General features: G+C 71.8%; 12 protein-coding genes and 2 pseudogenes. 13 read left to right on the forward strand and 1 reads right to left on the reverse strand.

What is annotated here, in order from left to right; all coding sequences use genetic code 11:
• The first annotated feature begins 283 nt into the window (after nt 1–283).
• Nucleotides 284–712: a hypothetical protein gene (locus ACLQ25_RS24910; protein ID WP_425733213.1), complete on the forward strand. Its 429-nt coding sequence runs from the start codon at nt 284–286 to the stop codon at nt 710–712.
• A 134-nt stretch (nt 713–846) separates the two neighbouring features.
• On the opposite strand, the gene ACLQ25_RS24915 is transcribed toward ACLQ25_RS24910, so the two are convergent.
• A complete protein-coding gene (locus ACLQ25_RS24915; protein WP_425733214.1) occupies nt 847–2,256 on the reverse strand; it encodes a Tat pathway signal protein in 1,410 nt (469 codons plus the stop codon).
• A 399-nt stretch (nt 2,257–2,655) separates the two neighbouring features.
• Between ACLQ25_RS24915 and ACLQ25_RS24920 the strand changes: the two are divergent.
• From ACLQ25_RS24920 to ACLQ25_RS24975, 12 genes and pseudogenes are all read left to right on the forward strand, one after another.
• Nucleotides 2,656–2,706 (forward strand): annotated as a pseudogene (locus ACLQ25_RS24920) (hypothetical protein); the annotation flags it as partial.
• A 101-nt stretch (nt 2,707–2,807) separates the two neighbouring features.
• Nucleotides 2,808–3,713 (forward strand): helix-turn-helix domain-containing protein, encoded by a 906-nt coding sequence (locus ACLQ25_RS24925; RefSeq protein ID WP_425733215.1) that lies wholly within the window; start codon nt 2,808–2,810, stop codon nt 3,711–3,713.
• 274 nt (nt 3,714–3,987) lie between these two features.
• Nucleotides 3,988–5,382, forward strand: coding sequence for a class I adenylate-forming enzyme family protein (locus ACLQ25_RS24930; RefSeq protein WP_425733216.1), 1,395 nt, complete (start codon nt 3,988–3,990; stop codon nt 5,380–5,382).
• Between the two features lie 182 nt (nt 5,383–5,564).
• Nucleotides 5,565–5,831, forward strand: coding sequence for an acyl carrier protein (locus ACLQ25_RS24935; protein WP_425733217.1), 267 nt, complete (start codon nt 5,565–5,567; stop codon nt 5,829–5,831).
• Nucleotides 5,831–6,076, forward strand: a complete 246-nt coding sequence (locus ACLQ25_RS24940) for an acyl carrier protein (RefSeq protein ID WP_425733218.1) — start codon at nt 5,831–5,833, stop codon at nt 6,074–6,076. The genes ACLQ25_RS24935 and ACLQ25_RS24940 overlap by 1 nt, the downstream gene beginning before the upstream one ends.
• Nucleotides 6,069–7,166, forward strand: coding sequence for a beta-ketoacyl synthase N-terminal-like domain-containing protein (locus ACLQ25_RS24945; RefSeq protein ID WP_425733219.1), 1,098 nt, complete (start codon nt 6,069–6,071; stop codon nt 7,164–7,166). Before ACLQ25_RS24940 ends, ACLQ25_RS24945 begins: the two co-directional genes overlap by 8 nt.
• A 22-nt stretch (nt 7,167–7,188) precedes the next feature.
• Nucleotides 7,189–7,386 (forward strand): annotated as a pseudogene (locus ACLQ25_RS24950) (hypothetical protein); the annotation flags it as partial.
• A complete protein-coding gene (locus ACLQ25_RS24955; protein ID WP_425733220.1) occupies nt 7,313–7,759 on the forward strand; it encodes a beta-ketoacyl synthase chain length factor in 447 nt (148 codons plus the stop codon). The pseudogene ACLQ25_RS24950 and the gene ACLQ25_RS24955, both read left to right, overlap by 74 nt.
• The gene (locus tag ACLQ25_RS24960; RefSeq protein ID WP_425733221.1) at nt 7,756–9,372 is read left to right on the forward strand and encodes a class I adenylate-forming enzyme family protein; all 1,617 of its coding nucleotides are present in this window, start codon (nt 7,756–7,758) and stop codon (nt 9,370–9,372) included. Before ACLQ25_RS24955 ends, ACLQ25_RS24960 begins: the two co-directional genes overlap by 4 nt.
• 22 nt (nt 9,373–9,394) lie before the next feature.
• A complete protein-coding gene (locus ACLQ25_RS24965; protein WP_425733222.1) occupies nt 9,395–10,633 on the forward strand; it encodes a beta-ketoacyl-[acyl-carrier-protein] synthase family protein in 1,239 nt (412 codons plus the stop codon).
• A gap of 71 nt (nt 10,634–10,704) precedes the next feature.
• Nucleotides 10,705–11,778, forward strand: coding sequence for a 4-hydroxyphenylpyruvate dioxygenase (gene hppD, locus ACLQ25_RS24970; RefSeq protein ID WP_425733223.1), 1,074 nt, complete (start codon nt 10,705–10,707; stop codon nt 11,776–11,778).
• Nucleotides 11,775–12,686 (forward strand): phytanoyl-CoA dioxygenase family protein, encoded by a 912-nt coding sequence (locus ACLQ25_RS24975; protein WP_425733224.1) that lies wholly within the window; start codon nt 11,775–11,777, stop codon nt 12,684–12,686. The genes hppD and ACLQ25_RS24975 overlap by 4 nt, the downstream gene beginning before the upstream one ends.

The raw sequence follows: 12,686 nt of genomic DNA on the forward strand, positions 1-12,686 counted from the left end.
TCCCAGCCCAATCGCCGCCTAACATCAAACCGGATCCCGCGATGGCCGTCTCTTACACCACCAGCGCGGACGTGACCGATCAAAGTTTTTACTGACCCGAAGAGTCCTTCAGGGACACAATCAACGGGTACGGGCACCCCCACCGTCCCGACCTCAGCGCCACGAGCGAAGATCGATGGTGCGGAGGCCGCAGGACATCTCGTTGTAGTCGGCTTGTTGGCAGGTGTGGCGGCAGACCGGCTCGCAGCGGTGACCGGCAGACTGATAGCGAGGTTTTGGAGACGTGGACGTTAGCGCACTCAGCGATCTGATTAGAGCGTTGGCCCGAGCTGACTGGGATGCCGCCGATGCCCTGGTAGGGGAGATTGGCGCGAGTGGCTGGGTCGGCGGGCTTCAAGTCGTTGGGGCAGCGTTCGCCCTCGCCGTCCACCGGCGCTTCGCACCCGATGCTACCCCGACCGAGGTGGCTGGCTGGGTCGCCGCGACCCGTGCTCAATACGAGGACGGAGGCACTTTGCCGGCCCTCGAAATGGAGGGCCTCATCCGCGCCGCCCTAGGCGAAGAGGAATTGGCCGACAACATCCCCGCGGAAACCATGATCGCAGCCGAGGTCTTCGTTCTTGGGCAGCTCCTTCTGGAGGCGAAGTTGTCACCCTCCGAGCTCGACGAGTTTGTGAACGAAGCGGAGGAGGTCGCAGCCGAGTACCTGTAAGCAGTGGGCGTCGCCACCGCACCGCGCGTCCGTGTCACCGTGGAACGCAGGTACACCGAACGCGTCCACGCTTACGTCGCCGAGGTTCACCTGCTCCTCTATCTGCTTGGTCAAATCGCCAGCAGTAAACCGGGCTAGCGCGGGAAGCGCCCGGAATTAGGGGTGGTGAGGAAGGATGCGGCTCTTTGGTCGAGTTGCCGAGCGAACGTGGGCAGCCGAGGACCGAAACTGCTGAGGCGAGTGCGGATGTTCCGTACCGCCTGAGTAACTCGCCCGGACTGAACACCGGACATCGCGTCCAGCGCCTGACCCCAGTTCTCGCTCGCGTCGCGTAGCCGGCCGCGGGCGCACTGAACATCGGCGAGGTTGGCGAGCGTCAGCGTGTGGATTCGTCGGTACGCCTCGGTGTTCCGGGTGGCAACCGACCGCCGGAGTTCCTTTTCGGCGGCCGTGAGATCGCCCAGATCGCGAAGCGCCTGACCGGCCTGGCTGGCGAGGGACGTTTCGGTGAACCCGCTGGTCCGGATCCAGGTCGGCTCGTCGCCCGGGGAGACGCTCGCGAGGTGAGCTTCGGCCGTGGCGATCGCGGCCGCGGCCCGGGCAGCGTCACCGGTCGCGGCGTAACCCCGTGCGGCGAGGATCGTGAACAGGGCGGTCGCCGCGGGGGTTGCTTTGCCCTTCGACCATTCCAGCGAGGAGTTGGCGAGTTGCAGGGCTTGCTGAGCGTGGCCGAGGTCAACGGCCTGGTGTGCCATGGCGCGTAGCGTGAAACCGGCGAGGGCGCGATCGTCTGCCTCGTTGGCCAGTCGCAGCGACTGGAGGTAGTAGCGCTGGGCCAGCCCGTGTAGGGATGAGTCGAACGCCTTCCAGCCGGCGAGACAGGCCAATTCGGCGGCGGCGCGGAACATGTCCTGTCGATCGCGGTCCGACGCGAAGCGTCCTTGTAGGTATGCGGCAACGTCGGAGGTGAGGTACTGGACCACGGCGAGGCGGGCGTGGCCACCACCGAACTGCTCGTCGGCTGTGCCGAACACGGTGAGCATGTCCCGCACGGTGTCGATCTCCCGGCGGCCAACTGCGGCACCTCCGCCACGTGCCTGCCGCCCCCGATCGGCGATGTCCTGCCAGGAGTCAAGGGGGACCGCGAGTGCGGCCAGCGAATACAGGGCGGATAGGCCGAACGCTCGTCGCTCCAAGTCGGCTCTCCCGAGCGTCAGGAGATCAGTGGCAGCATCGCGCTCGCACCGATCCGGGCCGTCCAGGTCAGTCTCCAGGCTACCGCCGCCGGCAAGCCCGAGATCGGTTGCGTTGACCACCCGGCCGATCCTGCGGGTGATCGCCTCGGCCAGATATCGGCAGGTCTTCTCGCCTGGCTTCACTCCGGCAACCCAGTGCCCCACATGGGAGCGGTCGCAAGATGGTAGGGCGTGGCCGTTCTCCTGAGCAACGACGCGTACGGCGGCCGCGCAGGCGCTGTAGGACCACTGGCATTCCCTGATAAAGACGAGTAGTGCGTCGTTCCGCTGCCGTGCTGCCCGTGCCATCGGTCGGCTCCATGGTGGTGGATAGGCGTTCCACGCGTTCAACAGGTGCGGTGCCCCACGCGGCTTCCGGAAGGCACAGCGACTCCGTTTACTGCGAGTAGACCCTATGGGACTCGCGGTGATCAGGCCAATGGTTCGGGGTGTTCGGCGGGCGCGTTGGGAAGCGAGAGTGCGTGTGATTTCCGGAGTTGTGGTGATGGTGTTCGGTGGTCTGGTGCCGGGGTTTCTGCTCGGGCTGCTGGCGTTTCGGGTGAAGGCGAGGTGGTGTCCCCACTGCGGTCAGCCCACCCAACCGCTGCCGCAGGGGCGGAACCAGTGACGCGGTCGTCGGGGGAGCGTGACGAGCCGGTCGGGCGGCGGGTGGCCCGGTGGCGGGTGCGTCGCGGGATGACCCAGCAGATGCTCGCCGACCGGCTCGGCAGGTCGAAGAGTTGGGTCGACAAGGTCGAGCGCGGCGTACGCCGACTGGACCGCTACCCGGTCGTACGGGAAATCGCCGAGGTGCTGCGCCCGACCCGGCAGTCCTGCTCGACCCCTGCCAGCCACCACCGGTGGCGGTCAAGGGCCTGGACGGCGTGGACGGCGTACGCGGGGCCTTGGCTCACTACCACCACCGACCGACCCGTACCGTCGCTGCCGACGAGGTGCGGCGGCGTGTCGCGCACGCGTGGCTCAGCTACGAGCATGCCCACTACGCCCAGCTTCTGCGGGCGCTGCCCGCCCTGCTCGACGCCGCCCACGCCACACCTACCTTGCTGGTTTGCGCGTACCGAATCACCGCCGGCGTGCTCGTCAAACTCGACGAGCCGGACCTCGCGTGGCTCGCCGCCGATCGGGCCGTCGCCGCCGGCGGTGACCCCGTCGGCGTCGGGGCCGCCACCGTCAGCGTCGCGCAGGCGTTGCGTGCCCTGGGCCGTGACCGCCTCGCCCTCACCGCGGCCGTCGCCGCCGCAGGCACCGCCGCCGATGTTCGGGTACGCGGAACACTGCTGCTCCAGGCCGCGATGGCGGCGGCCGGCTGCGGCGATTATCGGCGTGCCGCCGACCTGCTCGGCCACGCCGATGCGCTGGCCGACCGCCGTATGGGGAGCGACGATCCGCACCACACGGCGTTCGGCCCCACCGCTGTGCTGCTCGCCCGCTTCCTCGTCGCGTTGCGCCTCGGCGACACCGACCTGGCCCTGCGTCACCACCGGACCGCCGTCCGCCGCGACGACTGGTCCCTGCTGCCCGCCGAGCATCGGGCGGCTCACCTTGTCGACGCTGCCCGCGCCCACCTCGACAGCGGCGACTCCACCGAGGCCGGGCGCGCGCTGGCCGACGCCCACGTCATCGCACCCGGCGAGATTCGCTGTCGCACTGCCGCCCGTACCCTCATCGTCGAGATCGCCCATCGTGGCCCGGCGGCTGCCGGCGTGGCCCGGCTGGCCGACCTTATTGGCCTCTCCCGTGCCTGATCGACCCCGGCGTCCCGGAAAGTGCGGTATACGGTCGCGCCGGACGGCCCGACTTCCAGGAACCCGAGTCGATCATGGGCGGCGACCGTGAATGGGCGGCTCGATGGTGGTGGGCGGCGGTATGCGGCAATCGGTCCGGGCGCTCAATTTGATCTAGCCATTTGCATCTAGCGATGCCCAACGCGGCTGTCGTAGGGTTCCGGCAGCACCTCGAAAGATGCCAGAAATTGGCTCCTATGCCCTACTTTGCGCTGCGCGTCGAATGGTGGGGGCAATGAATCATGTCGCCGAAAACCTTACGGTAGATGACCCCGGCTGGGTGGATGAAGTCCTGTTCGCCGGCCGTCCGACCGATGTTTGTCTCCGCCTGCCGGAACCGATCGATCGGGCAACCCTGCACCGGTTGGTGACCGCCGCGCAGGACCGGCTGACCGCTGCCGGACTGCGTCCCGGTGGCGCCGTCGCGCTGCGGTTGCCGCCGTCGCTGGCGTACGTCGTCAACCTGCTCGCCGCCTGGCGGGCGGGAGCGCAGGCCATCCTGCTCGACCACCGGCTCACCGACCATGAGGTGGACCGGGCGCTGACCCGGCTCACCCCGCAGGTGGTCGTCGCGCCGCTGCGGACCGGCGGGGGCGCGTTGAGGGTGTTCGTCGACGTCACCGAGAGCGTCACCCGGTACGCGGACAGTCCGGCGGTCAGCGGCCACGCCGTGATCCAGCTCAGCTCCGGCTCGACCGGCCCCTCCAAGGTGATCGGCCGTACGGCCGCCGACCTGGTCGCCGAGGTGCGCCGCTACACCCGTATCGACGGGGTGGCGCTGCCCGGCGAGCGGATCATCCTGCTGCCGTCCATGGTGCACGTGCTCGGCCTGGTCGGGGGGCTGCTCTACGGTCTGCACGCCGGTGTGGAGCTGGTGCCGCCGCAGCGGCTCAGCGGCGACGCCGTGCTGGCCGCCATAGCCGCCCAGGCCACGCCGGCCACGGTGCTGGGCGTGCCGTTCCACATCGGTCTGCTCGCCTCCAGCCGGCCGACCGGTCCGCTGCCGCAGCTCCGGCGGATGACCACCGGCGGCGAGCTGGTCCCGGCCGCGGTGGCCCGGGCGTTCACCGACCGGTACGGGGTGCCGCTCGGCAACATGTACGGGATGACCGAGGTCGGGGTCATCGGCACCGACCTGCACGGCACGCACCGCCCGTCGATCGCCCCCGCGCCCGGCATTGAGGTCCGCGAGTCCGGCGGTGAGCTGTGGGTGTCCTGCCCGGCGTCGCCGTACGTCGGGCTGAGCGACCCCACCCGCTGGGCCGACGGCTGGCTGCACACCCGCGACGCCGGCACTGTCGACGCCGACACCGGCCTGGTCACCGTGCGCGGCCGCCTCGACTCGCAGGTATCCGTGGGCGGGATGAAGGTCGACCTCACCGAGGTGGAGGCGACCGTCGCCGAGCTGCCCGGCGTGGCCGCCGCCGTGGTGGTGTGGGACGACGGCATCACCGCCTACGTCCAGCCCGACGGTCCGCTGTCCGAGGAGGTCCTGGACAAGCTCCTCAGCGAGCGGTTGGCCGGCTACAAGCGACCCCGGGTGGTGCGCCTGCTCGACGCGTTGCCCCGCACCACCACCGGCAAGCTGGTCCGCTCGACGGACGCGCTGCGGTCGGCGGTGACGTCGTGACCGGCCCGCTGCGCCACTTCGACGCCGCCACCCGCGCCGACAAGCGCGCCGCCACCCGCGCCGACAACCGCGCGCGGCGACCGTACGGCGGGACCCGGCCGACCGCCGGTGTCCCCGCCGACCCAGACCAACGCGGTGTCCCGATCGGACACCGTCACCTGGCTTACGCAGAGAGGGTATCCATGAGAGCCGAGGTCCGCGCCTTCGTCGTCGAGCAGCTCGTCGACATGAACTACGACGTCGAGGGGCTCGACGACGACACCACGCTCGGCCCGTCCGGCGTCGACCTGGAATCGCTGGCCCTGTCCGATCTGGCCGTCCGCGTCGAGGACCAGTTCGGCCTGACGTTCGCCGACGACGAGTCGGAGATGCTCGCGCTGATGACGGTCGGCGAGTTCACCACGATGGTCGCCGACCGCGTCGCCGAGGCGAAGCGCGACGACGCCTGATGACGGGTCAGCCCGACCTGGGGCGAGCTGACCTGCTGACCATGCTCGCCGAACTCACCGCGAAACCCGCCGACGAGGTCCCGGACCGGGTCGGCTCGATGGAGCTGGCCTGGCTCGTACACCTCGTCGAGCAGCGCTACGGGCGTCAGCTCGACCTCACCGACGACGACCTGGCCGGCATCCGTACCGTCGACGACGCCCTGGCGGTCCTGCGGGCGTCGTTGACCGCTCCCGCAGATGGCTGAGCCGCCCGTCGTCCAGCTCACCGGTGTGCACGCGGTCAGCGCCCTGGGGCGGGGCGCTGAGGCGCAGCTCGCCGCCACGCCGGCCTTCGGACCGATCCGTCGTTTCGACACGAGCACACGCCGGGTCACCGTGGCGGCCACCCTGCCCGAGGTCGGCACCCTCGCCGACGAGCTGGCCGACGCGATCGACGCGGCCTGCCGGACGGCCGGCCTGGACCGCGCCCGGCGCGCGGGGTGTGCGCTGCTGCTCGCCGTGCACGGCGGCCCGGCCGCCGGCGTGGAGCCGGTCCCGTCCGCGCTCGCCGGCCAGCTCGCCGCCCGCTGTGGGCTGTCCGCTCACACCCGGGTCTACACCAGCGCGTGCGTGTCGGCGAGTACGGCGGTGGCCGACGCCGCCACCCTGATCAGCCGGGGTGATCTGGACCGGGTGGTGGTGGCCGCCGGTTATCTCGTCGAGCCGGACCAGTTCGCGCTCTTCGACGCCGGCCGTGCCCTCGCCGACGACGGCGCGGTACGCCCGTTCAGCGCTGGCCGCCGTGGGCTGCTGCTCGGTGACGGCGTGGCCGCCGTGGTGGTCGAGTCCCGCGCCGAGGCGCGGCGGGGCGCGGACCCGGTGGCGACCGTCGCGGGCTGGGGACGCGCCGGGGACGCGTACCATCCGTGCCAGCCGGACCCGACCGGCGCCGGGCTGGCCCGCGCGGCCAGCGCCGCGCTGCGCCGGGCCGGGCTGGCGCCGCAGGCCATCGGGTACGTCAACGCCAACGCCACCGGCACCGCCCAGAGCGACGCCGCCGAGGCCGCGGCGCTGCTGCGGGCCCTCGACGGGTACGCCACCGACGTGCCGGTCAGCTCCACGAAGGGGTTGCACGGGCACGCGTTGGAGGCGTCCGGGCTGCTCGAACTGGTGGTCACGGCGATGGCGCTGCGGGCCGGCGAGTTGCCGGTCAACGCCGGCTGGCAGGGCCCCGACGAGGCGTGTCCCGTCAACGTCATCACGGGGGCGTCGCGCCGTGCGCCGGTGACCCACGCGCTGACCCTCAACTCCGCGTTCGGCGGCGCCAACACCGCGCTCCTGGTCGGCGCGCCATGACCACTCCGACCTCCCCGCGATCGTGCACTTTCTGCGCCGACGAATCCGGCGAAGAACGCGAATCCACAACAGAAACCGCAAGATCGCGGGGGGTGGCGGTGCGGGAGCTCGCGCGGGCGCGTTGGCCCGAGCCGGGGGACGGGGCCGTGCCGGGGGTGCCGGGGTTCGTGCACTCGGCGTTCGCGCCCACGGTCGTGGCGGTCGGCGAACGGTGCCTGCGGCGGCGGTACGGGAACCAGCCGGTGCCGGAGGAGGTGCGCACCGCGATCGTGCTGGTCAGCGCCAGCGGTGACCGGGCCAGCGCCGATCACGTACGCGTGACGGTCGAGGCCGGCGGCCGGATCGGGCCGCTGTTCTTCTACCAGTCCGTGCCCAACAGCGTCGCCGGGCACCTCGCGGCCCGCTGGGGACTGCGCGGCCCGGTGGTCTGCCTCAGCCCGACCGGCGACCCGTACGCCGAGGGCACCGCGCAGGCGGCACTGCTGCACGACGACGGCGACGCCGATGAGGTGTTGCTGATCCTGATCGAACAGACGCCCGACCTGTCCACCGAGGCGGTCGCGGTGTTGCTGGGGGGAGGAGCACGACCATGAGGACACCGGGACTGCGCGGCCGGTTGGCCGCCGACACCGAGCTGGGCGCGGGCAACATGCTGGCCCGCGTGCTGGCGCACGGCGCCGACCCGGACGGGCCGGCGCTGACCTTTGACACCGCCGTCGACGGGCATCCGGCGCAGGCGCCGCTCACGTTGGGCCAGCTCGACGAGCGGGTCGCCGCCCGCGCGGCGTGGCTGCACGAGCAGGGGGTACGCCCCCGCGACCCGGTGGCCGTCTGGGCCACCGCCGCCGCCGACATGGTGCTGAGCTTCCTGGCGCTGGCCCGGCTCGGCGCGATCCCGGCGCTGATGAACGGCAAGCTGCGTCCGGAGATCGCCGCCGAGTACATCCGTCGGCTGCGCGGTGTCGGGGTGCTCGCCGACGACGCGCACACCGCGCTGCTGGCCGGGCACGAGCTGGGCGTACCGGTGCTGGGGACGCCCGCGCGGGCCGGCACCGGCGATCCGGCGGCGGCCCCGCCGCACTACCGGCACCACCCGGACGACCCGATCGTGATCACCCACACCTCCGGGACGACCGGGGTGCCCAAGGCGGTGCTGCACTCCCACGCCAGCCTCTTCGCGGCCACCCGGCACCTGCTGAGCATGCCGCAGGCGCAGGGCACCAGCCGGATCCTCAACGCCCTTCCCGCACCGCACACCGCGACCGTGCTGATGGTCAACCAGGCGTTGGGTAACCGCGCCCAGATGTTCCTCCTCTCCGAGCAGGGCGGCGAGCGGGTCCTCGACGCGATCCAACGCTGGCGTCCCGACGGGGTGTTCGGTTTCTCGGTCACCTGGGCCGAGCTGGCCCGGTTCGACCTGTCCGGGTACGACCTGGACTCGGTGCGGCTGTGGTTCAACACCGGCGACTGCTCGCACGAGCCGCACATCCGCCGCCTCGTCGCGGTCGGTTGGCACGACACCGTCACCCGCGACGGGGTGGCACGGGTGCCCGGCTCGCTGTTCATCGACGGGCTGGGCTCCAGCGAGATGGGGCACTCGATGTTCCACATCACCCACCGCGCCGACACCGACCGGTACGGCCGCTGCATCGGCCGGCCGTACCAGTTCACCAAGGTCGCGGTGCTGGACGCCGACGGCGAGCCGGTGCCGGTCGGCGAGGTGGGTTTCCTGGGCGTCGACTCGCCGTCGCTGTTCCGGGGCTACTGGAACGACTCGGCCACCACCTACCGGTTCCGCCAGCGCGGCTGGTACCTCACGGGCGACCTGGTCCGCGCCGACGCCGAGGGCCGGTACTACCACCTGGACCGGGCGGTCGACTCGGTCGACGCCGGGGACGGGCGGCGGTTCTTCACCGCCCTGTCGGAGGAGCGGATCCTCGCCACCTGCCCGGACGCCACCGACTGCACGGTGGTGATCGTCGCCGAGGCCGGCGCGGTGGTGACCGACGTGCTGCTGGAGTTGGCCGCCGGCGCGGACGAGGCCGAGGACCGTACCGAACGGGTCCGCGCCGCTCTCGGCGCGGTGGTCGGCGCCACGCTGCGCCGGGTCGTGCCGGTACGCTCCGACGACATCCCGGTGACCGTGACCGGCAAGGTCCGCAAGGTGGCCCTGCGGGAGCGTTACCTCACCGAGGCCGCGTCGTGAGCGGGCGGGTCGGAGCGCCCGCGTGAGCGCGCTGATCACCGGGATGGGCCTGTTCAGTCCGGTCGGGCGGGGCGTCGAGGAGACCTTCGACGCGTTGACGACCGGGCGGTCCGGGCTGACCCGCCCACCCGAGGGCCATCCGGCGTCGGGCTCGCTGGACGTCGCCGGTCTGCTGCCCGACATCGACCCGCGCAGCGTCCTGCCCGGCCCGGAGAGCCGGGTCCTGGACCGGACCGTGGTCCTGGCGCTGCTCACCGCCGCCGACGCGCTCGCCGACGCCGGCATCGAGGTGGGCCGCGACGTCGACCCCTCCCGGATCGGCGTGATCGTCGGCGGTGTCGGCGGAATGGCCACCCTGGAGTCGCAGGTGCTGGCCCGGGCCGCCCGGGGGCGGTCGGCGGTCAGCCCGTACCTGCTCACCGGCATCCTGCCGAACATGCCGGCGGCCCGGATCGCCATCAGGTACGGCATCCAGGGCTACAGCTCGTCGGTCGGCACGGCCTGCGCCTCCGGGGCGCAGGCGGTCGCCGACGCGGTCCGGCTGATCCGGTGCGGGGAGGCCGACGTCGTGGTCTGCGGGGCCAGCGAGGCGCCGCTCTTCCCGACCTTCACCGACACGTTCGGCAACGCGCGGGCACTGGCCCGCGCCGGCGGCGACCCGACCCGGGCGAGCCGGCCGTTCGACATCTCCCGCAGCGGCTTCGTGCTGGCCGAGGGGGCGGCGCTGCTGGTCCTCGAACGCGCCGAGCACGCCGCAGCGCGCGGCGCCCGGGGGTACGCCGAGGTGGCCGGTTACGGCGCGACCACCGACGCGTACCACCCGACCGCCCCGCGCCCGGACGGCGCGGGCGCGGCGGCCTGCATCCGGGGCGCGCTGCGCAGCTCGGGGGTGCCGGCGGCGGCGGTCGGCTACGTCAACGCGCACGGCACCGGCACGAAGCTCGGGGACATCGCGGAGACCACGGCCCTCGCGGACGTCTTCGGCGACGGTGGCGTGCCGGTCAGCTCCACCAAGGCGCTCACCGGTCACCTGCTCGGCGCGTCCGGGGTGTTGGAGACGGCGGCGACCGCGCTGGCGCTCGGTCGGGGGTTGCTGCCGCCGACGTACCACCTCGACGACCTGGACCCGGCCTGCCCGGGCGACCACATCCGGGGGGCGCCCCGCCGGGCCGATGTGGAGTACGCGCTGACCAACTCGTTCGGGTTCGGCGGCCAGAACGTGAGCCTGGTGCTCGCGCGGGTCGCCGAGCCGAGGAGGTGAGCGACGCGCATCCCGGGCTGGGGGGTCCGGACGGCAACACGGGCGAAGCATGGGGAAGGGCACGTGAGGACATGGACATCCGTGGTATCGACCACATCGAACTCTACGTAGGCGACGCCCGACAGGCGGCGTTCTACTTCAGCGCCGCCGTCGGTTTCCAGCTCTGCGGGCAGGGTGGCCCGGAGACCGGGCTGACCGCGCAGCGCTCGCTGCTGCTCTGCCACGGCGACATCCGACTGCTGCTCACCTCGGGGCTGAGCGTCGACCATCCGGCGGCCCGGTACGTGCACCGACACGGCGACGGCATCGCGGTCGTCGCCGTCGAGGTCGACGACGTCGTGGGCGCGTACGCCGAGCTGCTGGCCCGGGGTGCGACGGGCGTGACGCCACCGACCACCCGCACCGGCGCGGACGCCGAGGTGGTGACCGCCGAGGTGGAGGGCTTCGCCGACGTGCGGCACCGCCTGGTGCAGCGTCGGGGGAGTCGAAGCGAGTTTCTGCCCGGCCTGATCACGTCGACGCCTTCGGCGAACGAGGAGGAACCCGTCCTCGCCGAGGTGGACCACCTGGCGGTGTGCGTGCCGCCCGGGGAACTCGACGGGACCGTCCGGCACTTCGAGGATCTGTTCGGCTTCGCGCAGATCTTCGAGGAGCACGTCGAGGTCGCCGGCCAGGGGATGAACTCGAAGGTGGTGCAGAGCCCGTCCGGGCGCGTCACCGTGGTGCTGCTGGAGCCGGACCGCACCCGCCGGCCCGGGCAGATCGACGCGTTCCTCGACCAGCACGCCGGTGGGGGAGTGCAGCACCTGGGGCTGCGAACCGACGACATCGTGGCGGCCGTCGAGTCCCTCGGCCGGCGGGGGGTGCGTTTCGCCGGAACCCCCGGCGCCTACTACGACACCCTCCAGGCGCGGGTCGGTCGGGTGGACGCGCCGCTGCACCGGCTGCGTGAGCTGGGGGTGCTCGTCGACTCCGACCACGGTGGACAGCTGTTGCAGATCTTCGCCGAGTCGATGCACGTGCGCCGCACGCTGTTCCTGGAGCTGATCGAGCGGCGGGGCGCGAGCGGCTTCGGCAGTGGCAACATCAAGGCGCTCTACGAGGCCAAGGAGCGGGAATTGGCCGCGCAGGGGGTGGGGGCGTGAGCGCGCTGACCGCTGCGGAGGAGGCGCTGCTGCCCTCCGACGAGGACGTGCGGCACTACGCCGAGCACGGCTGGTACCTGTCCAAGAAGATCTTCACCGACGACGAGGTGGAGGCGCTCGCCGCCGCCGCGCGGCGCTACTACGACGGCGAGCGGGATCGTCGCCTGCCGGTCCGCCCACCGAAGCTCGCCTACTGGGAGCCGTCGAACGGGCCGGTGCAACGGCACAACGACTACGTCCACCACGAACACGACGGGCTCGGCGCGATCCTGCGCAAGCCGCTGCTGGGCGCGGTGGCCGCCCGCCTGGCGCAGGCCGACGAGATCCGTGTCTTCCAGTCCACCCTGATCCTCAAGCCACCGATCGAGGGCGAGCCGAGCAACATCGTGCCCTGGCACTTCGACAAGCACTACTGGGCGTCCTCGTCGTCGGAGAAGATGCTCACCGCGTTCATTCCCTTTCACGACTGCGGGGAGGAGATGGGCACCATCACGATGGTCGACGGCTCGCACCTGTGGAAGGAAATCGGCGCGGACGACACCGTGGTGCGGCACTTCGCCGACCGGGACCGGAGCCAGCTCGAGGAGATGCTGGCCGAGAACGCCGCGCACAACGGCGCGGAGATCCGCAAGATCTCCATGGTGATCCCCAGAGGACACGTGAGCTTCCACCACTGCCGCACCTACCACGGCAGCGGCCCCAACGTCAGCGATCGTCCCCGACAGGCGATCTCGCTGCACCTGCAGGACGGCGACAACGCCTGGCGGGAATATCCCCTCTCGGACGGCACGCTCGCCGCGTACAACCACGACGTGCTGGTCCGCCGCACCCACGAGGGGCGGCCGGACTACGCGGACCCCGACTACTGCCCGGTCATCTGGCGCGACCGCGCCCAGCAGGGAGGCTGA

It is taken from the genome of Micromonospora sp. DT44 (genome assembly GCF_049841635.1).
GTDB lineage: Bacteria > Actinomycetota > Actinomycetes > Mycobacteriales > Micromonosporaceae > Micromonospora.

Excerpts from the sequence above, each read along its gene's own strand:
- hppD (WP_425733223.1), top strand. The coding sequence starts at position 10,705 with ATGGACATCCGTGGTATCGACCACATCGAACTCTACGTAGGCGACGCC.
- ACLQ25_RS24935 (WP_425733217.1), top strand. The coding sequence starts at position 5,565 with ATGAGAGCCGAGGTCCGCGCCTTCGTCGTCGAGCAGCTCGTCGACATG.
- ACLQ25_RS24960 (WP_425733221.1), top strand. The coding sequence starts at position 7,756 with ATGAGGACACCGGGACTGCGCGGCCGGTTGGCCGCCGACACCGAGCTG.
- ACLQ25_RS24945 (WP_425733219.1), top strand. The coding sequence starts at position 6,069 with ATGGCTGAGCCGCCCGTCGTCCAGCTCACCGGTGTGCACGCGGTCAGC.
- ACLQ25_RS24915 (WP_425733214.1), bottom strand. The coding sequence starts at position 2,256 with ATGGCACGGGCAGCACGGCAGCGGAACGACGCACTACTCGTCTTTATC.
- ACLQ25_RS24940 (WP_425733218.1), top strand. The coding sequence starts at position 5,831 with ATGACGGGTCAGCCCGACCTGGGGCGAGCTGACCTGCTGACCATGCTC.
- ACLQ25_RS24930 (WP_425733216.1), top strand. The coding sequence starts at position 3,988 with ATGAATCATGTCGCCGAAAACCTTACGGTAGATGACCCCGGCTGGGTG.